The 24,976-nt window shown below is 31.7% G+C and carries 21 protein-coding genes and 5 tRNA genes; 21 read left to right on the top strand and 5 right to left on the bottom strand.

Going from position 1 to position 24,976, the window contains the following annotated elements; translation table 11 throughout:
* Positions 1 to 541, bottom strand: a 541-nt coding sequence (yaaA, locus tag L8X30_RS07380) for a YaaA family protein (RefSeq protein ID WP_263679670.1), incomplete at its 3' end; no start/stop codon positions are given.
* 91 nt (positions 542 to 632) lie between these two features.
* Between yaaA and L8X30_RS07375 the strand changes: the two genes are divergently transcribed.
* The 19 genes from L8X30_RS07375 (at position 633) to fusA (ending at position 18,170) form a co-directional block, all read left to right on the top strand.
* Positions 633 to 708, top strand: a tRNA-Thr gene (locus L8X30_RS07375).
* 47 nt (positions 709 to 755) lie between these two features.
* Positions 756 to 841 (top strand) — tRNA-Tyr (locus L8X30_RS07370).
* Between the two features lie 7 nt (positions 842 to 848).
* Positions 849 to 925, top strand: a tRNA-Gly gene (locus tag L8X30_RS07365).
* Positions 926 to 1,030: 105 nt separating this feature from the next.
* Positions 1,031 to 1,105: transfer RNA gene (locus L8X30_RS07360), tRNA-Thr, on the top strand.
* A gap of 65 nt (positions 1,106 to 1,170) precedes the next feature.
* Positions 1,171 to 2,370 (top strand): elongation factor Tu, encoded by a 1,200-nt coding sequence (gene tuf, locus L8X30_RS07355; RefSeq protein ID WP_039668122.1) that lies wholly within the window; start codon positions 1,171 to 1,173, stop codon positions 2,368 to 2,370.
* 39 nt (positions 2,371 to 2,409) lie between these two features.
* Positions 2,410 to 2,568: a 50S ribosomal protein L33 gene (gene rpmG, locus L8X30_RS07350; RefSeq protein ID WP_012661178.1), complete on the top strand. Its 159-nt coding sequence runs from the start codon at positions 2,410 to 2,412 to the stop codon at positions 2,566 to 2,568.
* 21 nt (positions 2,569 to 2,589) lie between these two features.
* Positions 2,590 to 2,665, top strand: a tRNA-Trp gene (locus L8X30_RS07345).
* Between the two features lie 16 nt (positions 2,666 to 2,681).
* On the top strand, positions 2,682 to 2,864 hold the full coding sequence (gene secE / locus L8X30_RS07340) for a preprotein translocase subunit SecE (RefSeq protein WP_012661179.1): 183 nt from the start codon (positions 2,682 to 2,684) through the stop codon (positions 2,862 to 2,864).
* Between the two features lie 4 nt (positions 2,865 to 2,868).
* A complete protein-coding gene (nusG, locus tag L8X30_RS07335) occupies positions 2,869 to 3,399 on the top strand; it encodes a transcription termination/antitermination protein NusG (RefSeq protein ID WP_012661180.1) in 531 nt (176 codons plus the stop codon).
* Between the two features lie 27 nt (positions 3,400 to 3,426).
* Positions 3,427 to 3,852 carry a 50S ribosomal protein L11 gene (gene rplK, locus L8X30_RS07330; protein WP_012661181.1) on the top strand — a complete coding sequence of 142 codons (426 nt, stop codon included), beginning with the start codon at positions 3,427 to 3,429 and terminating at the stop codon, positions 3,850 to 3,852.
* 63 nt (positions 3,853 to 3,915) lie between these two features.
* Positions 3,916 to 4,617 carry a 50S ribosomal protein L1 gene (gene rplA / locus L8X30_RS07325; RefSeq protein ID WP_039617747.1) on the top strand — a complete coding sequence of 234 codons (702 nt, stop codon included), beginning with the start codon at positions 3,916 to 3,918 and terminating at the stop codon, positions 4,615 to 4,617.
* A 154-nt stretch (positions 4,618 to 4,771) separates the two neighbouring features.
* Positions 4,772 to 5,251, top strand: a complete 480-nt coding sequence (gene rplJ / locus L8X30_RS07320) for a 50S ribosomal protein L10 (RefSeq protein ID WP_012661183.1) — start codon at positions 4,772 to 4,774, stop codon at positions 5,249 to 5,251.
* Between the two features lie 19 nt (positions 5,252 to 5,270).
* Entirely contained in the window at positions 5,271 to 5,648 is a 378-nt protein-coding gene (rplL, locus tag L8X30_RS07315) for a 50S ribosomal protein L7/L12 (RefSeq protein ID WP_012661184.1), read from the top strand.
* 95 nt (positions 5,649 to 5,743) lie between these two features.
* The gene (gene rpoB, locus L8X30_RS07310) at positions 5,744 to 9,877 is read left to right on the top strand and encodes a DNA-directed RNA polymerase subunit beta (protein WP_263679669.1); all 4,134 of its coding nucleotides are present in this window, start codon (positions 5,744 to 5,746) and stop codon (positions 9,875 to 9,877) included.
* Positions 9,870 to 14,423 (top strand): DNA-directed RNA polymerase subunit beta', encoded by a 4,554-nt coding sequence (rpoC, locus tag L8X30_RS07305; RefSeq protein ID WP_263679668.1) that lies wholly within the window; start codon positions 9,870 to 9,872, stop codon positions 14,421 to 14,423. Before rpoB ends, rpoC begins: the two co-directional genes overlap by 8 nt.
* 42 nt (positions 14,424 to 14,465) lie before the next feature.
* Positions 14,466 to 15,098 (top strand): CatA-like O-acetyltransferase, encoded by a 633-nt coding sequence (locus tag L8X30_RS07300; RefSeq protein WP_263679667.1) that lies wholly within the window; start codon positions 14,466 to 14,468, stop codon positions 15,096 to 15,098.
* 62 nt (positions 15,099 to 15,160) lie between these two features.
* Entirely contained in the window at positions 15,161 to 15,544 is a 384-nt protein-coding gene (gene rpsL / locus L8X30_RS07295; protein ID WP_012661187.1) for a 30S ribosomal protein S12, read from the top strand.
* Positions 15,545 to 15,611: 67 nt separating this feature from the next.
* The gene (gene rpsG / locus L8X30_RS07290) at positions 15,612 to 16,082 is read left to right on the top strand and encodes a 30S ribosomal protein S7 (protein WP_012661188.1); all 471 of its coding nucleotides are present in this window, start codon (positions 15,612 to 15,614) and stop codon (positions 16,080 to 16,082) included.
* Positions 16,083 to 16,094: 12 nt separating this feature from the next.
* Positions 16,095 to 18,170 (top strand): elongation factor G, encoded by a 2,076-nt coding sequence (gene fusA, locus L8X30_RS07285; RefSeq protein ID WP_039668128.1) that lies wholly within the window; start codon positions 16,095 to 16,097, stop codon positions 18,168 to 18,170.
* Positions 18,171 to 18,202: 32 nt separating this feature from the next.
* On the opposite strand, the gene L8X30_RS07280 is transcribed toward fusA, so the two are convergent.
* The 4 genes from L8X30_RS07280 to putP form a co-directional block, all read right to left on the bottom strand.
* Positions 18,203 to 18,685, bottom strand: coding sequence for a pyridoxamine 5'-phosphate oxidase family protein (locus L8X30_RS07280; protein ID WP_263679665.1), 483 nt, complete (start codon positions 18,683 to 18,685; stop codon positions 18,203 to 18,205).
* A gap of 64 nt (positions 18,686 to 18,749) precedes the next feature.
* Entirely contained in the window at positions 18,750 to 20,120 is a 1,371-nt protein-coding gene (locus tag L8X30_RS07275) for a hemolysin family protein (protein ID WP_263664233.1), read from the bottom strand.
* 78 nt (positions 20,121 to 20,198) lie between these two features.
* Positions 20,199 to 21,179 (bottom strand): putative transporter, encoded by a 981-nt coding sequence (locus L8X30_RS07270; RefSeq protein ID WP_263679664.1) that lies wholly within the window; start codon positions 21,177 to 21,179, stop codon positions 20,199 to 20,201.
* Entirely contained in the window at positions 21,180 to 22,658 is a 1,479-nt protein-coding gene (putP, locus tag L8X30_RS07265) for a sodium/proline symporter PutP (RefSeq protein WP_263679663.1), read from the bottom strand. It lies immediately after the preceding gene.
* A 142-nt stretch (positions 22,659 to 22,800) separates the two neighbouring features.
* On the opposite strand from putP, the gene L8X30_RS07260 reads away from it, so the two are divergent.
* Positions 22,801 to 24,006, top strand: coding sequence for a saccharopine dehydrogenase family protein (locus L8X30_RS07260; protein WP_263679662.1), 1,206 nt, complete (start codon positions 22,801 to 22,803; stop codon positions 24,004 to 24,006).
* Positions 24,007 to 24,043: 37 nt separating this feature from the next.
* Positions 24,044 to 24,721: a molybdate ABC transporter permease subunit gene (gene modB, locus L8X30_RS07255; protein WP_263679660.1), complete on the top strand. Its 678-nt coding sequence runs from the start codon at positions 24,044 to 24,046 to the stop codon at positions 24,719 to 24,721.
* The last annotated feature ends 255 nt before the right edge of the window (positions 24,722 to 24,976 follow it).

Raw genomic sequence — 24,976 nt, 5'->3', positions numbered from 1 at the left:
TAAAGGGTTGTTTAATGGTGTAAAATTTTTCATAAAATTTGGCTCTAAGATCGATTATTAATTCATTTTCTAAAAAATCATCAATCTCACCGGAAAAATTTTCTTTATAAAATTTTTCTATATTAAAATCTTTGATTTTTTCTCCTTGTTTTAATTTATAATAAGGTATTAAATCTTTTGCTAACATAGGACCAAAAAGATTTGAAAATATTAATACATTTTCATCTATATATTTTTTAGCTATTTCATCCAAACTCTCATAATCTAAATATTCAAAAGCAACACCATTGTATCTTTGAATCGCTTTAGTTGTATCTTTTTTTAATATATCATGACTAAGATCATATAATTCATCTTTGTCTTTGATACCAAAAAATTTTTCAAGAATATTTTCATCACATTCTTTAATAAATTTTTTGTATTTAGCAATTACTTCAAGTCTTTTATCGTATAGCTTGTTAAATATGAATGATTTTTCATTTAAACAACTATGTGTATTTATTTTACTTTTTCCCTCACTAGGTGAAAATAAAATTTTCATAATAAATCCTTTATTTTTTAAAAATTATACAAAATTATTTAAAACACTTGACATTAATTCAAAATTACATTATAATTCAACTTTATTTTTTGCTGGTTTAGCTCAGTTGGTAGAGCAGCTGCCTTGTAAGCAGCAGGTCGGGGGTTCAAGTCCCTTAACCAGCTCCATTGTTAATAGCAGTGTTTGACCAGAAATAAAAAGCATTATTATTCATGGTGAGTTACTCAAGTGGCCAACGAGGGCAGACTGTAAATCTGCTGGCTTTCGCCTTCCGTGGTTCGAATCCACGACTCACCACCATTGCTTTGCGGGAGTAGCTCAGTTGGCTAGAGCATCAGCCTTCCAAGCTGAGGGTCGCGGGTTCGAGTCCCGTTTCCCGCTCCAACCTGATTTTGGTAGAGTGAAACTGGGAGCTGTTTTTAAATTCAGAATTTCTAGCAGTTTCAAATTTCCAAAATTTTATAGTTTATGTTTTTAATTTTTCTGAGCGCTCGTATGGCTCAGAGGTAGAGCACTCCCTTGGTAAGGGAGAGGTCGCGGGTTCAAGTCCCGCTATGAGCTCCATTGATTTCAAAAAATTATAAAACATAAATTAGTATTTGTTTGTAAATTTTATATGGAGGAAAAAGATGGCTAAAGAAAAATTTTCACGTAATAAGCCTCACGTAAATATTGGTACTATTGGTCACGTTGACCACGGTAAAACTACTTTAACAGCTGCTATCTCTGCTGTTCTTTCAAGAAGAGGTTTGGCTGAGCTTAAAGATTATGATAATATCGATAATGCTCCTGAAGAAAAAGAGCGTGGTATTACTATTGCTACTTCTCACATTGAGTATGAAACAGAAAATCGTCACTATGCTCACGTAGACTGCCCAGGTCACGCTGACTATGTTAAAAACATGATTACTGGTGCTGCTCAAATGGACGGTGCTATTCTTGTTGTTTCTGCTGCAGATGGCCCAATGCCACAAACTAGAGAGCACATCTTACTTTCTCGTCAAGTAGGTGTACCATATATTGTTGTTTTCATGAACAAAGCTGATATGGTTGATGATGCTGAGTTATTAGAATTAGTTGAAATGGAAATTAGAGAATTATTAAGCTCTTATGATTTTCCAGGAGATGATACTCCGATTATTTCAGGTTCAGCTTTACAAGCTCTTGAAGAAGCAAAAGCTGGACAAGATGGTGAATGGTCTAAAAAAATCTTAGATCTTATGGCAGCAGTTGATGAGTATATTCCAACTCCAGCTCGTGATACAGATAAAGATTTCTTAATGCCTATCGAAGATGTATTCTCAATTTCAGGTCGTGGTACAGTTGTTACTGGTAGAATTGAAAAAGGTATTGTTAAAGTTGGTGATACTATTGAAATCGTTGGTATTAGAGAAACACAAAGCACTACAGTAACTGGTGTTGAAATGTTTAGAAAAGAAATGGATCAAGGTGAAGCAGGAGATAACGTTGGTGTTCTTCTTCGTGGAACTAAAAAAGAAGATGTTCTTCGTGGTATGGTTCTTGCTAAACCTAAATCAATCACTCCTCATACTGATTTTGAAGCAGAAGTTTATATTTTAAATAAAGATGAAGGTGGACGCCATACTCCATTCTTTAATAACTATAGACCACAATTTTATGTAAGAACAACTGATGTTACTGGTTCTATCCAACTTGCAGAAGGCGTTGAAATGGTTATGCCAGGCGATAATGTTAGAATTACTGTAAGTCTTATTGCACCAGTTGCACTTGAAGAAGGTACTCGTTTTGCTATCCGTGAAGGTGGCCGTACTGTTGGTTCAGGTGTTGTTTCTAAAATTATTAAATAATTATAAGCGAGATTTAATCTCGCTTTTTAAGGAATAAAAATGAGAATTAAAGTTGGTTTAAAATGTGAAGAGTGTGGTGATATTAATTATAGCACTTTTAAAAATAGTAAAAATACAACTGAAAAGTTAGAATTAAAAAAATATTGCCCAAGATTGAAAAAACATACAATTCATAAAGAAGTTAAATTAAAAAGTTAAGGCTTTTATAAAAAAGCCCTTAGGGCAATAGCTCCAACGGTAGAGCGCCGGATTCCAAATCCGATGGTTGGGGGTTCGAATCCCTCTTGCCCTGCCACAAAATAAGGTAAAATATGGAAAAACTAATAACTTATTTTAAATTGTCAAAAGCTGAATTAGGAAAAGTAATTTGGCCTTTGAAAGAGCAAGTTAGAAATGCTTATATTACAGTTTTTGTAGTTGTTACTGTTGTTTCATTATTTTTAGCATTAGTTGATTTGATTATGTCATTTTCATTATCTAAGATTATAGGATAGAAAAATGAATCATAAATGGTATGCAATTCAAACTTATGCAGGTAGTGAGATGGCTGTAAAAAGAGCCATAGAAAATTTAGTTAGAGATCATGGAATTCAAGAGCAATTATTAGAAGTAATTGTTCCAACTGAAGATGTGATTGAATTTAAAAATGGTAAAGAAAAAATAAGCGAAAGAAGTTTATATTCAGGCTATGTATTTGCTAATATAGACTTATCAACAGAGCTTTGGCACAAAATTCAGTCTTTACCAAAGGTTGGTCGTTTTATAGGTGAAAGTAAAAAACCAACTCCATTAAGTGAAAAAGATATCAATCTTATTTTAGAAAAGGTGAAAAATAAAGCAGCACCTAAGCCTAAAATTTCATTTGATAAAGAAGAAAGTGTAAGAATAACTGAAGGTCCTTTTGCAAACTTTGTTGGTATTGTAGAGGAATATGATATGGTTAGAGGCGTTTTAAAGCTAAATGTTTCTATATTTGGTAGATCAACTCCAGTAGAAATCTTATACTCTCAAGTTGAAAAAATAGTTTGATTATATAGTAAGTAAAGGAGAAAGGTTATGGCTAAAAAAGTCGTAGGAGAAATTAAATTACAAATAGCTGCTACTAAGGCTAATCCATCACCTCCAGTTGGTCCTGCTTTAGGTCAACAAGGTGTTAATATTATGGAATTTTGTAAGGCATTTAATGAAAGAACAAAAGATATGGCTGGTTTTAATATTCCAGTTGTTATTACTGTTTATGCAGATAAAAGCTTTACATTTATAACAAAACAACCACCAGCTACAGATTTAATTAAAAAAGCTGCAGGTATTTCTAAAGGTGCGGATAACCCTTTAAAAAATAAAGTAGGTAAATTAACTAAAGCACAAGTTTTAGAAATTGTAGATAAAAAAATCGCTGATATGAATACAAAAGATAGAGAGCAAGCTGCTAAAATTATCATGGGTTCTGCTCGTTCTATGGGTGTTGAAATCGTAGATTAATACTCTTTACCGCCAAGAGTTTAAAAAGGCGGTAGCACTTTATATAAAATGCGGAGAAAATTGATGTCTAAAAATACTAAAAGATTTACAGAATTATTAAAAAAAATAGATTCAAATAAAAACTATTTAATGGATGAAGCAATAAGCACAGTAAAAACTCTTGCTTCTGCTAAATTTGATGAAACAGTTGAAATTGCTTTAAAATTAAATGTTGATCCAAGACATGCAGATCAAATGGTAAGAGGTAGTGTTGTTTTACCTTGCGGTACAGGTAAAAAAGTTCGTGTTGCTGTTATTGCAAAAGATGCAAAAGCTGATGAAGCAAAAAATGCAGGTGCTGATATAGTTGGTAGCGATGATTTAGTAGAAGAAATTCAAAAAGGTAATATGAATTTTGATGTTTTAATTGCTACACCAAATTTAATGGGTCTAGTAGGTAAAGTAGGTCGTATTTTAGGACCTAAAGGTTTGATGCCAAATCCTAAAACAGGTACAGTAACAATGGATGTTGCTCAAGCTGTTAATAATGCTAAAAATGGACAAGTTAATTTCCGTGTTGATAAACAAGGAAACATCCATGCAGGTTTGGGTAAAGTTAGTTTTACTCAAGAACAATTAAAAGAAAATATGACAGCATTCGTAAAAGCTATTAATAAACATAAACCAGCTGCTGCAAAAGGAAGATATATTAAAAATGCTAGTCTTTCTTTGACTATGAGTCCTTCTCTTTCTCTTGATACTCAAGAATTACTTGATACAAAATAAAATTAATGAGAGTTTTTCTCTCATTAATAAAAATTAGATAAGATAATAACTTTTATCTTATCTAATTTTTATCTTAGATTGGAGATAGCCGAGGTCTTAGGACTTAATTAGATTTTCTGCTCTGCTTGAAATCACCGGTCGGAAAGGAGTAAAGATGACTAAAAGCCAAAAAATTGAACTTGTTTCTAAGCTTGAAGAGGGTTTTAAGGCTAGTGAAGCTGTTGTAGTTTGTAACTACAAAGGTTTAAACACTAAAAAACTTGAAGAGTTAAGAAATAATGCGAGAGAAATGGATGTTAAAGTTCAAATTATTAAAAATACTTTAGCAAGTATTGCTCTTAAAAATGCCGGCAAAGATGGAATGGAACTTAAAGATACAAATATTTATCTTTGGGGTGAAGACCAATTAAATGTTTCAAAAGTTGCTGATAAATTTAGCGAAGCTAATCAAACATTTGAAATCAAAACCGCATTTATTGATGGTGAAGTTGCTTCAGTAGATAAAGTTAAAGCTTTAGCTAAAATGCCTTCTCGCAATGAATTGCTTGCTATGCTTTTGCAAGTTTGGAATGCGCCAATCACCAATTTTACAATTGGATTAAATGCATTAAAAGAAAAAAAAGAAGCTGAATAAAATTTAAAAAGGATAAAAAATGGCAATTACTAAAGAAGATGTATTAGAATTTATTTCTAACCTAAGTGTTCTTGAACTTTCAGAATTAGTAAAAGAATTTGAAGAAAAATTTGGTGTTTCTGCTGCTCCAGTTATGGTTGCAGGTGCTGCTGTTGCAGGTGCTGCTGGCGGTGCTGCTGAAGAAAAAACTGAATTTGACATCGTATTACAAGATGGTGGCGATAAAAAAATCAATGTAATTAAAGTTGTTCGTGCTTTAACTGGTCTTGGACTAAAAGAAGCAAAAGATGCTGTTGAACAAACTCCATCAGTTCTTAAAGAAGGTGTTAGCAAAGCTGAAGCTGAAGAAGCTAAAAAACAACTTGAAGAAGCTGGCGCTAAGGTTGAGCTTAAATAATTTTTTTGTTTTAAAAGAAAGGATTTTATATCCTTTCTTGTTTTCCTTTAATTAGGATTCTTTCTTTCAATACTTTTACCATGGGGTATAATAATATGTTAAATTCACAATCAGGAAATCGTTTAAGAATAGACTTCTCGAATGTTCCACAACAAATAGACATTCCAAATTTATTACAATTACAAAAGAAAAGTTTTGATTATTTTTTAAACATAGATGCTAAAAATTCAGAAAGTGGAATTGAAAAAGTATTTAAATCTATTTTTCCAATTCATGATCCACAAAATAGATTAAGTTTAGAATATGTAAGTAGTGAAGTAGGTAAACCTAAGTACACTATTAGAGAGTGTATGGAAAGAGGTTTGACTTATTCTGTAAATTTAAAAATGAAAATCCGTTTAACTTTACATGAAAAAGATGAAAAAACGGGTGAAAAAATTGGTATAAAAGATATTAAAGAACAAGAAATTTATATTAGAGAAATCCCTTTAATGACAGATAGAATTTCTTTTATTATTAATGGAGTTGAAAGGGTTGTAGTAAATCAACTTCATAGAAGTCCGGGTGTTATATTTAAAGAAGAAGAAAGTTCTACTGTTGCAAATAAATTAGTATATACAGCGCAAATCATACCAGATCGTGGTTCTTGGCTTTATTTTGAATATGATGCTAAAGATGTGCTTTATGTGCGTATTAATAAAAGAAGAAAAGTGCCTATTACAATTTTATTTAGAGCACTTGGTTATAAAAAACAAGACATTATAAAATTATTTTACCCTATACAAACTATTCATGTTAAAAAAGATAAATTCTTAACTGAATTTAATCCAAATGACTTTTTAGATAGAGTTGAGTATGACTTGAAAGATGAAAAAGGCAATGTAATTCATCAAGCTGGTAAAAGAATGACAAAGAAAAAGGCTGAACAGCTTGTAAAAGATGGGGTTAAATGGGTTGAATATCCAGTTGAAATTTTAACAAATAGGTATTTAGCTAATCCTATTATTAATAAAGAAACTGGTGAGGTTTTATTTGATTCTTTAACACTATTAGATGAGGGAAAACTAGCAAAAATTAAAGAGGAAAAACAGTTTGATATTGCTAATGACTTAGCCAATGGAGTAGATGCTGCTATTATTAATTCTTTCATTCAAGATAATGAAACTTTAAAATTATTAAAACAAACCGAGAATATAGATGATGAGAATGATTTAGCAGCTATTAGAATTTATAAAGTAATGAGACCAGGCGAACCAGTAGTAAAAGATGCTGCAAAAGTCTTTGTAAATGATTTATTTTTCAATCCTGAAAGATATGATCTAACAAAAGTTGGTCGTATGAAAATGAATCATAAACTAGGATTAGATACGCCTGAATATGTTACGGTTTTAACCAATGAAGATATAGTAAAAACTGCAAAATATTTAATTAAAGTAAAAAATGGTAGAGGTCATATTGATGATAGAGACCATTTAGGTAATCGTCGTATAAGATCAATTGGAGAACTTCTAGCAAATGAACTTCATGTAGGTCTTGCTAAAATGCAAAAATCAATTAGAGATAAATTTACGGCTTTAAATACAGATATTGATAAAGTAATGCCTTATGATTTGATTAATTCTAAGACAATTACTGTAACAATTATGGAATTTTTTACCGGCGGTCAATTATCTCAATTTATGGATCAAACAAACCCATTGAGTGAAGTGACTCACAAACGTCGTTTATCAGCGCTTGGTGAAGGTGGTTTAGTAAAAGAAAGAGCAGGTTTTGAAGTACGTGATGTTCATGCAACGCATTATGGAAGAATTTGTCCTGTTGAAACTCCAGAAGGTCAAAACATCGGGTTGATTAATACACTTTCAACTTATGCTAAAGTAAATGATCTAGGCTTTGTTGAAGCACCTTATAAGAAAGTAGAAAATGGAAAAGTAAGTAATGAAATTGTTTACTTGACTGCTACTCAAGAAGAGGGCTTGGTGATTGCAGCCGCTTCAACTAAAATTGATGAAAAAGGTAATATTGTTGAAGAATTTGTTGAAGCAAGACAAGATGGTGAAACAATCCTAGCAAGAAGAGAAGAAGTACATTTGATTGACCTTTGTTCAGGTATGATAGTAGGGGTTGCAGCGTCATTAATCCCATTCTTAGAGCATGATGATGCAAACAGAGCTTTAATGGGTTCAAACATGCAACGTCAAGCAGTGCCTTTACTAACCGCACAAGCACCTATAGTAGGTACTGGTATGGAAAAAATCATTGCTCGTGATGCTTGGGAGGCTATTAAAGCTAAAAGAGCAGGGATTGTAGAAAAAGTTGACAATAAAAATATTTTTATTTTGGGCGAAGATGAAAATGGGCCATTTATAGATCATTACAAAATGGAAAAAAATCTAAGAACAAATCAAAATACAACTTTTACACAGCATCCAATTGTTAAAAAAGGAGAATTTGTTCAAGCAGGTCAAATCATTGCAGATGGCCCAAGTATGGATCAAGGCGAACTTGCTATTGGTAAGAATGCCTTAATCGCATTTATGCCATGGCATGGGTATAACTATGAAGATGCTATTGTAATTAGTGAGAAAATTTTACGTGAAGATACTTTTACTAGTGTTCATATTTATGAAAAAGAAGTAGAGGCTAGAGAGCTTAAAGATGGTGTAGAAGAAATTACAAAAGATATTCCAAATGTAAAAGAAGAAGATTTAGCGCATCTTGATGAGAGTGGTATTGCAAAAATAGGAACTCATATAAAGCCTGGTATGATTTTGGTAGGTAAAGTTTCACCTAAGGGTGAAGTAAAACCTACACCTGAAGAAAGATTATTAAGAGCTATTTTTGGTGAAAAAGCTGGGCATGTTGTAAATAAATCTTTATATGCAACTGCCTCATTAGAAGGTGTTGTTGTAGATGTAAAAATCTTTACTAAAAAAGGTTATGAAAAAGATGCACGTGCTATAAAAGCTTATGATGATGAAAAATTAAATCTTGAAAAAGAACATCATGATAGACTTTTAATGATGGATAGAGAAGAAACTTTAAGAGTATGTTCTTTACTTTCTAAATCAGCTTTAAATTCAGATGAAGAAATAAATGGTGTTAAATATAAAAAAGGCTCTAAAGTAGAAATTACAGAATTAGAAAAAATCAATCGTTTTGCGTTAAATTCTTTAGTTAAAGCTTATTCTAAAGAAGTACAAAAAGAATATGATGATTTAAAAAATCATTTCCAAAATGAGAAGAAAAAACTTAAAACAGAGCATGATGAAAAATTAGAAATTTTAGAAAAAGATGATATTTTACCAAGTGGGGTAGTAAAACTTGTTAAAGTATATATCGCGACTAAGAGAAAATTGAAAGTTGGGGATAAAATGGCAGGGCGCCATGGAAATAAAGGTATTGTATCTAATATTGTTCCAGAAGTTGATATGCCATATTTACCTGATGGAAGACCTATTGATATAGCTTTAAATCCTCTAGGGGTTCCAAGTCGTATGAACATAGGACAAATTCTTGAAAGCCACTTAGGGATTGTTGGTATGAGACTAGGTGATCAAATTCAAGAAATTTTTGATAGAAAACAAAAAGATTTTGTAAAAGAATTACGTGAAAAAATTCTTGAAATTTGTAGTGTATCTAGACTTGAATTAGAAAAGAAATTTGTGCAAACTTTAAATGATGAACAGCTTATTTCTTATGCTAGGGATTGGGCCAAAGGAGTGAAATTTGCTACTCCTGTATTTGAAGGTGTAACGGTTGAAGAATTTGGTAAGCTTTTTGAAATGGCTAAAATAGCTATGGATGGAAAAAGCGAGCTTTATGATGGAAGAACTGGTGAAAAAATGGCAGAGCGTGTGCATGTTGGATGTATGTATATGCTTAAATTACACCATTTAGTAGATGAAAAAGTTCACGCAAGAAGTACTGGACCTTATAGTCTTGTAACACAACAACCAGTTGGTGGTAAAGCTTTATTTGGTGGACAAAGATTTGGTGAGATGGAGGTTTGGGCTCTTGAAGCTTATGGAGCAGCTCATACTCTAAGAGAAATGTTAACCATAAAATCTGATGATGTTGAAGGTAGATTTAGTGCTTATAAAGCTTTAACAAAAGGTGAGAATGTTCCAGCAACAGGTATTCCAGAGACATTCTTTGTGCTTACAAATGAATTAAAATCTCTTGCTTTAGATGTTGAGATTTTTGATAAGGATGAGAATAATGAGTAAATTTAAACCTATCGAAATAAAAGAAGATGGTAGACCTAGAGACTTTGAAGCTTTTCAATTAAGACTTGCAAGTCCTGAAAAAATCAAATCATGGTCTTATGGCGAAGTAAAAAAACCAGAAACAATTAATTATAGAACTTTAAAGCCTGAAAGGGACGGGCTTTTTTGCGCTAAAATTTTTGGACCAGTAAGAGATTATGAATGTCTTTGTGGTAAGTATAAAAAAATGCGTTTTAAAGGTATTAAGTGTGAAAAATGTGGTGTTGAAGTTACTAGTTCTAAAGTACGCCGTTCAAGAATGGGGCATATTGAATTAGTTACACCGGTGGCTCATATTTGGTATGTAAATTCTTTGCCAAGTCGTATCGGTACTTTACTTGGCGTAAAGATGAAAGATTTAGAGCGCGTATTGTATTATGAAGCATATATAGTAGAAAATCCAGGTGATGCATACTATGATAATGAAAATACTAAAAAAGTTGAATTTTGTGATGTATTAAATGAAGAGCAGTATTTAAATTTAATGCAACGCTATGAAAGTAGTGGATTTAAAGCTAGAATGGGCGGTGAAGTTGTTAGAGATTTACTAGCAAATTTAGATCTTGTTGAGCTTTTAAATAAATTAAAAGAAGATATTGCAGCAACTAATTCAGAAGCAAAGAAAAAAACTATCATCAAGCGCTTAAAAGTGGTTGAAAATTTCTTAAATAGTAATTTAAATACTAATACAAATAGTGATGAAGTAGTTCCAAATCGTCCTGAGTGGATGATGATTACAAATTTACCTGTGTTACCACCTGATTTAAGACCTTTGGTGGCTTTAGATGGTGGAAAATTTGCAGTTTCTGATGTGAATGATTTATATAGAAGAGTTATTAATAGAAATACACGCTTAAAAAGACTTATGGAGCTTGATGCACCTGAAATTATCATTAGAAATGAAAAAAGAATGCTTCAAGAAGCAGTTGATGCTTTATTTGATAATGGCAGAAGAGCAAATGCGGTTAAAGGTGCAAATAAACGTCCATTAAAATCTTTAAGTGAAATCATCAAAGGAAAACAAGGTCGTTTCAGACAAAATCTACTTGGTAAAAGGGTGGATTTTTCAGGTCGTAGTGTTATTGTTGTTGGGCCAAAACTTAGAATGGATCAATGTGGTTTACCTAAAAAAATGGCTTTGGAATTATTTAAGCCACATTTGTTAGCTAAACTTGAAGAAAAAGGTTATGCTACCACTGTAAAACAAGCTAAAAAAATGATAGAAAATAAAACCAATGAGGTTTGGGAGTGTTTAGAAGAGGTTGTTAAAGGTCATCCTGTAATGCTTAATCGTGCGCCAACCTTGCATAAGCTTTCCATTCAAGCTTTCCATCCTGTGCTTGTAGAGGGTAAGGCAATTCAACTTCATCCATTGGTGTGTGCAGCATTTAATGCTGATTTTGACGGGGACCAAATGGCTGTACATGTACCTTTATCTCAAGAAGCAATAGCTGAGTGTAAAGTATTAATGCTCTCATCTATGAATATCTTGCTTCCAGCAAGTGGTCGTTCTGTGACTGTACCTTCTCAAGATATGGTTTTGGGGATTTATTATCTATCTTTAGAAAAAGATGGTGCTAAGGGTGAGCATAAAATTTGTACAGGTATCGAAGAGGTTATGATTGCTTTAGAAGCAAAATCTTTAGATATTCATGCAAGTATTAGAAGTGTAGTTGATGGAAGAAAAATCACTACGACTGCTGGAAGATTAATTATTAAGTCTATCTTGCCTGATTTTGTTCCTGAAAATATGTGGAATAAAGTCATGAAGAAAAAAGATATTGCAGCTTTGGTTGATTATGTTTATAAAGAAGGCGGTCTTGAAGTAAGTGCTAGCTTTTTAGATAAACTAAAAGATCTTGGTTTTGAATATGCAACAAAAGCGGGTATTTCTATTTCAATTGCTGATATTATTGTGCCTGATCAAAAACAAAAAAGTATAGAAGAAGCTAAAAAACAAGTAAGAGAAATCCAAAATTCATATAATTTAGGTTTGATTACTTCAGGTGAAAGATATAACAAGATTATTGATATTTGGAAAAGCACTAATAATGTCTTATCAAAAGATATGATGGAGTTGATCAAAAAAGACAAAGAAGGATTTAACTCTATTTATATGATGGCAGATTCTGGTGCTAGGGGTTCAGCAGCTCAAATTTCACAGCTTGCTGCGATGAGGGGTCTTATGGCTAAACCTGATGGTTCTATTATTGAAACACCGATCATTTCGAACTTCCGTGAAGGACTAAACGTTCTTGAATATTTCATTTCAACTCACGGTGCTAGAAAAGGTCTTGCAGATACAGCGTTGAAAACAGCAAATGCAGGTTATTTGACAAGAAAACTTATCGATGTGGCACAAAATGTAAAAGTTACAATGGAAGATTGTGGTGCACATGAGGGTGTTGAGATTAATGAAATTACTGCAGATGGTGTTGTGATTGAAACCTTAGAAGAAAGAATTTTAGGAAGAGTTTTAGCTGAAAATATTATTGATTCTATTACTAATGAGATTTTATTCTCAGAAGGTACTTTAGTAGATGAGGAAAAAGCTAAAATTATTGTTGAAAGTGGAGTAAAGAGTGTAAGCATTAGAACTCCTATTACTTGTAAAGCTAAAAAAGGAGTTTGTTCTAAATGCTATGGTATTAATCTAGGCGAAGGAAAATTAGTTAAACCAGGTGAGGCTGTAGGTATTATATCTGCTCAATCAATCGGTGAGCCAGGAACGCAGCTTACACTAAGAACTTTCCACAGCGGTGGTACTGCTAGTACAGATTTACAAGATCGCCAAGTAGTAGCACATAAAGAAGGTTTTGTAAGATTTTATAATCTTAATACCTATGAAGATAGACAAGGTAAAACTATAGTGGCCAATCACCGCAATGCTGCTATTTTACTTGTGGAGCCAAAAATCAAAGCTCCATTTAGAGGAACTATCCATATTGAGCATGCATATGAGGATGTGGTGGTTAGCGTTAAAGCAAAAAACAATGAAGCTAAATTTATATTAAGAAAGTATGACTTAGCAAAAGCTAATGAGCTTGCCGGTGTAAGTGGTAATATTGAAGGTAAATTATATATTCCATATAGCGATGGTGCTGAAGTAGCTGAAAATGAAAGTATTGTAGAAGTAATCAAAGAGGGTTGGAATATACCAAACCGTATCCCTTATGCGAGTGAATTGCTAGTAAAAGATGGTGATCCTATCACTCAAGATATTGTAGCTGGTGCAAAAGGTACCTTGAAGTTTTATATGCTTAAAGGGGATGGTTTAGATAGAATTAGAAATCTTAAAAAAGGTGATGTAGTTAAAGAAAAAGGTGTTTTTGTTGTTATTGCTGATGAAAATGATAGAGAAGCAAAAAGACACTATATACCAAGAGATTCTGTGATTGAATTTGATGATAGCACTTTTGTGGATAATCCTAAAACTATCATAGCAAAATCAAGCAAAGAAGATAAAACTATCATTGCTGAATGGGATGCATATAATAATACTGTAATTGCAGAAGTTGCAGGTGTAATTAACTTTGAAGATATTGAATCAGGTTATAGTGCTGATGAACAAATTGATGAAGCAACTGGTAAAAGATCGCTTGTTATTAATGAGTATTTACCAAGTGGAGTGCGTCCAGCGTTGTTAATCATAGGTGAAAATGATAAAGTGGTGCGTTATCAGCTCGAACCAAAAACTGTTATTTATGTAAACGATGGTGATAAGGTTAAGCAAGCTGATATCTTAGCTAAAACACCAAAGGCAGCAGCTAAATCAAAAGATATTACTGGAGGTCTTCCAAGGGTATCTGAATTATTTGAAGCAAGAAAGCCAAAAAATACTGCTGTTGTGGCTGAAATTGACGGGGTTGTTAGATTTGATAAACCTTTAAGATCAAAAGAAAGAATCATTATCCAAGCAGAAGATGGAAGTAGTGCAGAGTATTTAATTGATAAATCAAAACGCATTCAAGTAAGAGATGGTGAATTTATCCATGCGGGTGAAAAATTAACCGATGGAGTTATTTCAAGTCATGATGTGCTTAGAATTTTAGGTGAAAAAGCATTGCATTATTATCTTATTTCTGAAATTCAGCAAGTTTATCGTGGTCAAGGTGTTGTGATTTCTGATAAGCATATTGAAATCATCGTATCACAAATGCTAAGACAAGTAAAAATTGTTGATAGTGGTCATACAAACTTTATTGTAGGTGATTTGGTTTCAAGAAGAAAATTTAGAGAAGAAAATGAAAGAATTTTAAGATATGGCGGTGAACCTGCTGTAGCTGAGCCTGTGTTGCTTGGGGTTACAAGAGCAGCTATTGGAAGTGATAGTGTGATTTCGGCTGCTTCATTCCAAGAAACAACAAAGGTTTTAACAGAAGCAAGTATTGCAGGTAAATTTGACTATCTTGAAGATCTAAAAGAAAATGTAATCTTAGGTCGCATGATTCCTGTTGGTACAGGTCTTTATGGAGATCAAAATTTAAAGCTTAAACAACAAAATTAATTTTCAATCCTAGCAATTTTGCTAGGATTTTTTAAGTATTTTATGTTTAAAATAATTGATTTAGAACAATATAAAAGAAAAGAACATTTTAACTTTTATACTCAAAATATTCCTTGCTCGTTTGAAATTACTGTTAAATTAGATATTAGTTCTTTTTATTATTTTATTAAAAACAATAATTATGAATTCTACCCTTGTTTTATCCACACTATTAGTAAAAGTATAAATGCTTTTGATAATTTTAAATTTAGTTTAGATCAAAACAAACAACTAATATGTTATGATATTATCCATCCTTCTTATACTATTTTTCATAAGGACTCTAAAACTTTTTCTGTTCTTTGGACTTTCTATAAAGAAAATTTAAATGATTTTTTATCTTTATATGAAGAGGATAAACAATTAATAAGAAACGATAAAAGTATGTTTTTAAAAGAGCCTATAGATAATCTTTTTAATATTTCTGCCATTCCTTGGGTGACTTTTGAGAATTTTTCTTTACACTTGCCAAAAAAAGAGCAGTATTTCTTTCCTATTATAACAAGTGGAAAGATTATAAAAGAAAATAAAAAAATTCTCATTCCTTTTAGTATTAATGTTAATCATGCCAGCAATGATGCTTATCACATTTATTTGTTTTTAGAAAAACTCCAAGAAAACCTTAATAGTTTATAATTTTATAAGTAAAATTTAGATATTATCCAAAGTTTATTATTTTATTAATGAAAGGAATTACTGTGCCAACCATAAATCAATTGGTTAGAAAAGAGCGCAAAAAAGTTTTAGAAAAATCTAAATCACCAGCGCTTAAAAATTGCCCACAAAGAAGGGGAGTTTGTACTAGGGTTTATACAACAACTCCTAAAAAACCAAACTCAGCGTTAAGAAAAGTTGCCAAAGTAAGACTTACAAGTGGCTTTGAAGTTATTAGTTATATCGGTGGTGAAGGTCACAACCTACAAGAACACAGCATCGTTTTAGTGCGTGGTGGTAGGGTAAAAGACTTACCAGGTGTTAAGTATCACATTGTTCGTGGCGCCTTAGATACTGCAGGTGTTGCAAAAAGAACTGTTTCTCGTTCTAAATATGGTGCAAAACGCCCTAAAGCAGCAGCTAAGTAATAAGATTGCAGACAAATCCGTTAGATTTGATTTTGTTTGAGTAAAATTATAAATTTGAAGGAAAATTATGAGAAGAAGAAAAGCTCCGGTAAGAGAAGTCTTGCCAGATCCGATTTATGGAAATAAAGTAATCACAAAATTCATTAATTCTTTAATGTATGATGGTAAAAAAAGCACAGCTACCACTATTATGTATGGTGCTTTAGAAGCTATCGATAAAAAAGGTGGAGAAAAAAAAGGTATAGAAATTTTTAATGATGCTATTGAAAATATTAAGCCTTTATTAGAAGTTAAATCTCGTCGTGTTGGTGGTGCTACTTATCAAGTTCCAGTAGAAGTACGCCCAGCTAGACAACAAGCTTTAGCTATAAGATGGATTATTTCTTTTGCTAGAAAAAGAAGTGAAAGAACTATGATTGAAAAATTAGCAGCTGAATTATTAGACGCAGCTAATAGTAAAGGCGCTTCATTTAAGAAGAAAGAAGATACTTATAAAATGGCAGAAGCTAATAAAGCATTTGCTCATTATCGTTGGTAAGAGGAGTAAAACATGTCAAGAAGTACTCCTTTAAAAAGAGTTAGAAATATAGGTATTGCAGCTCACATTGATGCTGGTAAAACAACTACTAGTGAAAGAATTCTTTTCTTTACAGGTATGAGTCATAAAATTGGCGAGGTACATGATGGTGCAGCTACAATGGACTGGATGGAACAAGAAAAAGAAAGAGGTATTACAATTACTTCTGCTGCTACAACTTGTTTTTGGAAAAATCACCAAATTAACCTTATAGACACTCCAGGCCACGTTGACTTTACAATCGAAGTTGAAAGATCAATGCGTGTTTTAGATGGTGCTGTTGCAGTATTTTGTTCAGTAGGTGGAGTTCAGCCACAATCAGAAACTGTTTGGAGACAAGCTAATAAATACGGTGTTCCAAGAATTGTTTTTGTAAATAAAATGGATAGAATTGGTGCAAATTTCTTTAATGTAGAAGAGCAAATTAAAAATCGCTTAAAAGGCAACCCAGTTCCACTTCAAATTCCAATTGGTGCTGAAGATAATTTCAAAGGTGTGATTGATCTTATCACCATGAAAGCTTTAGTATGGGAAGATGAAAGCAAACCAACTGATTATGTAGAAAAAGAAATTCCAGCTGAGCTTAAAGAAAAGGCTGAAGAATATCGTGTAAAAATGATAGAAGCGGTTTCTGAAACAAGCGATGAATTAATGGAAAAATATTTAGGTGGTGAAGAGCTTACTCAAGAAGAAATCAAAGCAGGCATTAAAGCAGGATGCTTAAGTCTTTCTATGGTTCCTATGCTTTGTGGTACGGCTTTTAAAAACAAAGGTGTTCAACCATTGCTTGATGCTGTTGTTGCTTATTTACCAGCTCCTGATGAAGTTGCTAATATCAAAGGTGAGTATGAAGATGGTACAGAGGTTTCTGTAAAATCAACTGATGATGGTGAATTTGCAGGTCTTGCATTTAAAATTATGACTGACCCTTTTGTTGGGCAATTAACTTTCGTTCGTGTATATAGAGGAAGTTTAGAAAGCGGTTCTTATGCGTACAACTCAACAAAAGATAAAAAAGAAAGAATTGGCCGTCTTTTGAAAATGCACTCCAATAAAAGAGAAGAGATTAAAACTTTATACGCAGGAGAAATCGGAGCAGTTGTTGGTCTTAAAGACACACTCACTGGTGATACTTTAGCAAGTGAAAAAGATAAGGTTATTCTAGAGAGAATGGATTTTCCAGATCCTGTTATTTCAGTTGCTGTTGAGCCTAAAACAAAAGCAGATCAAGAAAAAATGTCTATTGCTTTAAATAAATTAGCTCAAGAAGATCCAAGCTTTAGAGTTTCTACAGATGAAGAAAGTGGTCAAACCATCATTTCAGGTATGGGTGAGCTTCACTTAGAAATTATTGTTGATAGAATGCTTCGTGAGTTTAAAGTTGAAGCAGAAGTTGGTCAACCTCAAGTTGCTTACCGTGAAACTATTAGAAAAACAGTTGAGCAAGAATACAAATACGCTAAACAATCAGGTGGTCGTGGTCAGTATGGTCATGTATTCTTAAGACTTGAGCCGCTTGAGCCAGGTAGTGGATATGAGTTTGTAAATGATATCAAAGGTGGGGTAATTCCAAAAGAATATATTCCAGCTGTTGATAAAGGTATACAAGAAGCATTGCAAAACGGTGTTTTAGCGGGATATCCTGTTGAAGATGTTAAAGTAACTGTTTATGATGGAAGTTACCATGAAGTGGATTCTTCTGAAATGGCATTTAAACTTGCTGCTTCTATGGGCTTTAAAGAAGGCGCTAGAAAAGCAGGTGCAGTAATCTTAGAACCTATGATGAAAGTTGAAGTTGAAACTCCAGAAGAATATATGGGTGATGTTATTGGAGATTTAAATAAACGTCGTGGTCAAGTAAATTCAATGGATGAAAGAGGTGGTAATAAAATTATTACAGCATTTTGTCCTTTGGCTGAGATGTTTGGTTACTCAACTGATCTTAGAAGTCAAACTCAAGGCCGTGCTACTTATTCTATGGAATTTGATCACTATGATGAAGTTCCAAAAAACGTTTCTGAAGAAATTATCAAAAAAAGAAATGGTTAATCTACCAAGATGAGCAAAAAGCTCATCTTGAATTATTTATGTCCTTTTGAATTAATTAAATTAATTATTCCTTCATTAATTTCATATGCTTTTCCAAAACCTTTAACATATCTTCCATTTTTTAGTATCAGCTGAAATAAATGAAAATCTTTCATATTTTTAATGACTTGGATTATTTCTTTATTGTTTTCATTTTCATAAGTATTTAATACTTGCTCAAAGAGTTGATTATCTCTTGTTATTTCTGCACTCTCTACTCTAAATTTAAGTCTTTTTCTTGCAAAGATTGACACGCAATCTTTTTCATCTTCTATAAACATAATTTCTATGTTTTTATTATTGTATTTTGCTCCTTCAAAGTGTTCAGCGATTTCACTAATATAAATATAAAAGTCATTTTTAATTTTTATAATAGGTGCGTATGAGCATATTGTTTGATTGTTTAAATTTAAAGAAGATATCATAATGCTTTTGCATTCTTGCATAAATTGATTAATTTCATCATGTAATTGCATATATTTTCCTTGTAGGTTAGAATGGATAAGATTGAGGATTGTATGAAAGTAAAAGAAGAGTTTATCACTCTTCTTCATCAGTATTTTTGCGTACAACTTTAATGCGTTCTATACTATTTCCATCCATCTTTTTGACTTCATAGTAGCAGAATTCATCTTCTATTCTATCTCCAACTACCGGTAAGCGTCCTAAGAGATTGAAAACATATCCACCTATAGTGACTTGTTCTAGCTCTTCATTAAAGCGTATATCAAGCATTTCTTCTACTTCGCTAATTTCATATCTTCCTTGAAATTCATAAATGTTTTCTGCAAGTTTTTTAAAATGTGGACTAGAATCATCATGCTCATCGTTAATATCTCCAACGATTTCTTCCATAATATCTTCCATGGTTAAAAGTCCAGCTGTGCCACCATATTCATCCACTACTAATGCCGTGTGCACTTGTTCTTTATTCATCATGAAAAGGACTTTGGATATGCTGATATTTTCTGGCACCAAGATCATTTTGATTAAAAAATCATCTAAATTTTTCTTATCTTTGCTAAGTTCATTTTGCATGATGTCTCTAATATGCACCATACCCAAAATGATATCTTTAGAACCGTCTATATATGGAAAGCGTGTGTGTTTGTATTGACAAACTATTTGCATATTTTCCTCATAGCTTTTTTGTTTGTTAAGACATATCATATCTTTTCTAGGTGTCATGATTTCTTTTGCTACTGTATCTGAAAAATCAACAGCATTACGTATGATTTCAGTTTCAAACTCATCCAAAACTCCACCTTTTTGGCTTTCACTCGCAATAAATTTGATTTCTTCTTCAGAGTGGCTTAATTCATGTTCTTTAGCAGGTTTAATACCTATAACTTTTAAAGAAATTGCAGCTAAAAAGTCAAATGTTTTGATGAAAGGTAGGAAAAGTAACCAAAATAAATGTAATGGTCTTGCAACCCATAAAACAGCTTTATCTGCAATAGCGATAGCAACGCTCTTTGGAACTAATTCACCTAATACAACATGCAATAATGTGATAATAGCAAAAGCGATAACAAATGCTATAGTATGAATTAATGCTGGAGCTAAGCCTAAATTTGCCAAAGGAACTTCAAGAATTTTAGCAATAGCAGGTTCACCTATCCAACCAAGAGCAAGAGAGCTTAGCGTAATACCAAGTTGGCATGCACTTAAATAAGTATCTAGTTTTGAGGTTACTTCTAAAGCTTTTTTTGCATTACGTTTTTTTTCTTTTACCATTTCTTCGAGTTTTGATCTACGTACTTTAACAATAGCAAATTCAGATAAAACAAAAAATCCATTTAAAAGCACTAAAGCTAATGCAACAAGAATCATAAAAGTAGAATAGCCTACATCAATTGAGGCAACAGCGGGTAATGTTTGATTTAAGTCTAAAGATTGACTGGGGTCCAAAAAAACTCCTTTAATAAAATTTTTGCAAAATTATATCAAATCAAAACTATAAAATTAGCTTAAAATAAACGACATATTTTAAATTAATTTATGTTTTCTATATTCAATATTTTTTTCAAATTCATCTAAACGTTTATAAATGCTACGCAATTGTGTGATAGTTGTCCAATTGGTGATAAAAATACTAAATGATGATCTAACTTGATCAAAAGCATTGCCAACTTGTATGATAATTCCAAGTTGTATAAGTCCTAAAAACAAGCTTGGAGCCATGATTAAAAAAGGCACTATAACCATGATTTGCTCAAATAAATAAAGCCATATATTAAAATACCCATAATGCAAAAATAATCTTTTATAATTGATTTTAAGTCCAGTAAATAAACTTAAAATACTTTCATCGCTCGCATAATTTTTTCTATCATCTTCAGCAAAAACAAGTTCTTTTCTAAAAGCAGCTTCGGCTTTTTGATTATTATATTCAAGACCAGGTAATTTAATACCAACAAACCATGATATAACAAGACCTCCCAAAGAAACCAAAAATGCAATCCATACTAAGGATCCATTAATGTCTTTTAAGATAGGTAAATTAACATGCACACTTAACATCCACAAAATCGGAACAAAAGCAATTAAAGTCATAATTGCCTTAACAAAAGCCAATCCTAAGCTTTCTATGATTTTTGAAAAATTATAAATATCTTCTTGAATTCTTTGTGAACTACCTTCTATGTTGTCATCTTTTTTTTGCCAAAATTTAATATAATCAAAAGTCATAGCTTCACGCCATTTAAAGGCATAAATACTTCCAAAATATTGTGTGATAGTAGCGATTAATACATAAGGCAATGCTAGATATAAAAATTGCTTAATAAAATGATAAAAGTCATCTATACTATGATTTTTTGCATCTTGTAAAACATCATAAAATTCTTTATACCATTCATTTATTGCAACATTAATGGAAGTTTGAGCAAGTAAAGAAGCTAGCAAAAAAAACAAACCCAAATAAGCCCACAATGCCCATTTTTTTGAATAAAAAAAAGATTTAAACATTTAAATTTCTTTTAACATTTTTTCATAGTGTTTTATTGTATGTTTTTTTGCTTTAAAAATCACACTAAAAATCACAATAAAACAACTTGCAACTAAAAATCCAGGAATGATTTCATAAATTGCTATAAAATTTGAACCAAAATGTTTATAAAATATAACAGTTAAAGCTCCGCTAACCATTCCAGCTATTGCACCTTCTTTGCTCATATTTTTATAAAATAAAGAAAATAAAATAACACTTCCAAAGCTTGCACCAAAACCAGCCCAAGCGTAAGAAACTATACTTAAAATTTGACTTTGAGTATCAAGTGAAAGCATAAAAGCTATGCAAGCAACAGCTAAAACACCTAGACGTGATAATAAAGTAATATTTTTATCATTTGTTTTTCTTTTTAAGATTTGTGTATAAAAATCTTGCACCAAGCTAGAAGCGCATACTAGTAGTTGAGAACTCGTAGTACTCATTATAGCTGCTAAAATTGCACTGAGTAAAATTCCTGCCACCCAAGGATTAAAAAGCACTTGAGACATTACAATAAATATTCTTTCAGGATCATTTAAAGTAAGATTAAATTTGGCTATATAAGCAATACCTAAAAATCCTATCATAGCAGCACCAAATAAAGAAATTACCATCCAAGTTATACCTATAAAAGTTGCAGTAGGAATTTCTTTTACATTTTTTATAGAAATAAAGCGGATTAAAATGTGAGGTTGACCAAAATAACCAAGCCCCCATGCTAGGGTTGATACTACGACTAGCCAACCACCACCATCTAAACCAAAGGCTTGGGGTTTTACATCATTTATAGTAGAAAAAGCTTCGCCAAAGCCATCAAGTTCAAAAATCATCACAAAAGGAATGATGATTAATGAGCTCATCATTAAAAGTCCTTGTATCATATCAGTCCAGCATACAGCTTTATAACCACCTAAAAAAGTATATAAAACAATAACTAAAAATCCAATACTCAAGGCAAAAATATAAGGCAAATTAAATACACTTTCAAAAAGTTTAGCACCACTTACTAATCCAGCGCTAATGTAAATAGTAAAAAATACCAAAATAACTACCGCACAAATGCTTCTTAAAATATGCTTATCATCATGAAAGCGACTTTCGAAAAAATCAGGAATTGTAATACATTCTTTGGCTATTTGAGAAAAAATCTTTAATCTTTTAGCAACAAAAGTCCAGTTCAAAAACATACCAAAGCTTAAACCTATGGCTATATAAATTTGTCCCAAACCAGCTGCATATAAAGCACCAGGAAAAGCCATTAAAAGCCAACTACTCATATCAGAAGCACCTGCACTTAAGGCAGATATTACCGGCCCCATGGATGCATTACCAACAAAATAATCTTTACTATTTTGATTTTTTTTGTAAAAATAAAAACCTATAAAAAGCATTAAAAATGCATAGGTAATAAAAGTAATAACAATAGGATAAGAAAGTTCCACACTTTGTAAATTCATAAGTGTCCTTAAAAAATTTAAAAAACTATCATTTTACTTGTTTTATTTTAAAAAAACATTATAAAAATTATTTTTTATTTTTTATTTCAATGCTTTATAAAGTTTTTTTGTTACAATTTTCTAAAAAATTTAAGGAAAAATGATGAAAAATCTTTTGATTATAGGTGCAGGCGGTGTAAGTCGTGTTGCGACTGTAAAATGTGCAATGAATAGTGATATTTTTAGCAAAATAACTCTAGCAAGTAGAACTAAAAGTAAATGTGATGAAATAGCAGCTTTTATAAAAGAGCGTTTGGGTATAGAAATTCAAACTGAGCAAATAGATGCAGATGACACTGCTGCTGTTGTAGAACTTATCAAAAAAACAGGAGCTGAAATTTTACTAAATGTAGCTTTACCTTATCAGGATCTTACCTTAATGGATGCGTGTATTCAAACTAATATCCACTACGTAGATACTGCAAATTATGAACATCCTGATTTAGCTAAATTTGAATATAAAGAACAATGGGCAAGAAATGATAAATTTAAACAAGCAGGAATTTTAGGACTTTTAGGTAGCGGTTTTGATCCAGGTGTTACTAATGTATTTTGTGCTTATGCACAGCAAAATTTGTTTGATGAAATTCATTATATAGATATATTAGATTGCAATGCTGGAGATCATGGCTATGCCTTTGCAACTAATTTTAACCCTGAAATTAACTTAAGAGAAGTTTCTGCTAAAGGTCGTTACTGGGAAAATGGAAAATGGATAGAAACTGCACCTATGGAAATAAAAATGGAATGGGATTATCCTGAAGTAGGGGTAAAGGATAGCTATTTACTTTATCATGAGGAGCTTGAAAGCTTAGTAAAAAATATCAAAGGTTTAAAAAGAATAAGATTTTTTATGACTTTTGGGCAAAGCTATTTAACTCATATGAAATGTCTTGAAAATGTTGGTATGCTAGGTATTAAGCCTGTTATGCATCAAGGCAAAGAAATAATACCAATAGAATTTTTAAAAACACTACTTCCTGATCCTGCTAGTTTAGGCCCTCGCACTAAAGGTTATACTAATATAGGTTGTGTGATTCGTGGTGTAAAAGATGGAAAAGATAGACAAGTTTATATTTACAATGTTTGCAATCACGAAGAGTGCTTTAAAGAAACTGGAGCGCAAGCTGTGAGTTATACTACCGGAGTTCCTGCAATGATAGGAACAAAGTTAATTGCTAAAGGAATTTGGCAAGGAAAAGGTGTGTTTAACATGGAAGAATTTGAAGCTAAACCTTTTATGGATGAGTTAAATACTCAAGGACTTCCTTGGAAAATTATAGAAATGGAGCCAAATTTAGGAAAGTAATCTCAAGTCTTTTTTTTGACTTGAGAAAGTTTCAATAATGACACAATTATTATTAAGTATAGATTGGACACCTTTTTTAGTTTCCATAAAGCTTTCTATTATTACTTGTATAATTTTGTTTTGTTTTTGCATACCTCTTGCTTGGGTTTTTACTTTTAAGCAATTTAGAGCAAAAAAAATTCTAGAAACCATAATAACCTTACCTTTGGTTTTACCACCATCTGTTGTTGGTTTTTACTTGTTGATTTTGTTTTCAAAATACTCTTTTTTGGGTAATTTTTTAGAAAAACACTTTAATATCACTTTAGCTTTTACCTTTGAAGGTTTAGTGATAGCAAGTTGTATTTATTCTTTACCTTTTATGTTTAATCCTTTATATAATGCAATGTCTATGATTTCTAAAAATATTATAGAAGCTAGTTTTTCTTTGGGAAAAAATTCTTTCATCACACTTTTTAAAGTAATCTTACCTAGTATTAAACCAGCTATATTAAGTGCTTTGGTGATAAGTTTTGCACATACTATGGGTGAGTTTGGTATAGTATTAATGATAGGCGGTTCTTTAAGCGGAGAAACAAAAGTAGCTAGTATTGCTATATATGAAAGTATGGAAAATTTAGATTTTACCACAGCCCATATTTATAGTCTCATACTATTAATTTTTAGTTTTATTGTTTTACTAAGTGTGAATCTTCTTAATAAACAAAAAAGATAATATACTTAATCCATTTATTGTTTTCAAGTATTTTGAGTATAAATTTATCTAAATCAAGTTTTATCTTTAATTGTTTGTATTCTCTTTTACTTTCTTATTTATTATCTATATTTAAGATATTATTTTCTTTATATTTGACACGAAATTTTTCATATTTTATAATAACTCATATTCTATCATTTCCCACTATTTTTCTAAAAATTTACCACATGTTATAAACCAATATCCACAGTCCTTTTTTTATCCCCCCCCCCC

Origin of the sequence: Campylobacter sp. CNRCH_2015_0338h (assembly GCF_025772785.1) — a bacterium.
Classification (GTDB): Bacteria; Campylobacterota; Campylobacteria; order Campylobacterales; family Campylobacteraceae; genus Campylobacter_D.
The sequence above is the reverse complement of the archived record's forward strand: the minus strand, read 5'-3'. Positions and strand labels throughout refer to the sequence as shown.

Excerpts from the sequence above, each read along its gene's own strand:
- tuf (WP_039668122.1), top strand. The coding sequence starts at position 1,171 with ATGGCTAAAGAAAAATTTTCACGTAATAAGCCTCACGTAAATATTGGT.
- rpmG (WP_012661178.1), top strand. The coding sequence starts at position 2,410 with ATGAGAATTAAAGTTGGTTTAAAATGTGAAGAGTGTGGTGATATTAAT.
- secE (WP_012661179.1), top strand. The coding sequence starts at position 2,682 with ATGGAAAAACTAATAACTTATTTTAAATTGTCAAAAGCTGAATTAGGA.
- nusG (WP_012661180.1), top strand. The coding sequence starts at position 2,869 with ATGAATCATAAATGGTATGCAATTCAAACTTATGCAGGTAGTGAGATG.
- rplK (WP_012661181.1), top strand. The coding sequence starts at position 3,427 with ATGGCTAAAAAAGTCGTAGGAGAAATTAAATTACAAATAGCTGCTACT.
- rplA (WP_039617747.1), top strand. The coding sequence starts at position 3,916 with ATGTCTAAAAATACTAAAAGATTTACAGAATTATTAAAAAAAATAGAT.
- rplJ (WP_012661183.1), top strand. The coding sequence starts at position 4,772 with ATGACTAAAAGCCAAAAAATTGAACTTGTTTCTAAGCTTGAAGAGGGT.
- rplL (WP_012661184.1), top strand. The coding sequence starts at position 5,271 with ATGGCAATTACTAAAGAAGATGTATTAGAATTTATTTCTAACCTAAGT.
- rpoB (WP_263679669.1), top strand. The coding sequence starts at position 5,744 with ATGTTAAATTCACAATCAGGAAATCGTTTAAGAATAGACTTCTCGAAT.
- rpoC (WP_263679668.1), top strand. The coding sequence starts at position 9,870 with ATGAGTAAATTTAAACCTATCGAAATAAAAGAAGATGGTAGACCTAGA.
- L8X30_RS07300 (WP_263679667.1), top strand. The coding sequence starts at position 14,466 with ATGTTTAAAATAATTGATTTAGAACAATATAAAAGAAAAGAACATTTT.
- rpsG (WP_012661188.1), top strand. The coding sequence starts at position 15,612 with ATGAGAAGAAGAAAAGCTCCGGTAAGAGAAGTCTTGCCAGATCCGATT.
- fusA (WP_039668128.1), top strand. The coding sequence starts at position 16,095 with ATGTCAAGAAGTACTCCTTTAAAAAGAGTTAGAAATATAGGTATTGCA.
- L8X30_RS07280 (WP_263679665.1), bottom strand. The coding sequence starts at position 18,685 with ATGCAATTACATGATGAAATTAATCAATTTATGCAAGAATGCAAAAGC.
- L8X30_RS07270 (WP_263679664.1), bottom strand. The coding sequence starts at position 21,179 with ATGTTTAAATCTTTTTTTTATTCAAAAAAATGGGCATTGTGGGCTTAT.
- putP (WP_263679663.1), bottom strand. The coding sequence starts at position 22,658 with ATGAATTTACAAAGTGTGGAACTTTCTTATCCTATTGTTATTACTTTT.
- L8X30_RS07260 (WP_263679662.1), top strand. The coding sequence starts at position 22,801 with ATGAAAAATCTTTTGATTATAGGTGCAGGCGGTGTAAGTCGTGTTGCG.
- modB (WP_263679660.1), top strand. The coding sequence starts at position 24,044 with ATGACACAATTATTATTAAGTATAGATTGGACACCTTTTTTAGTTTCC.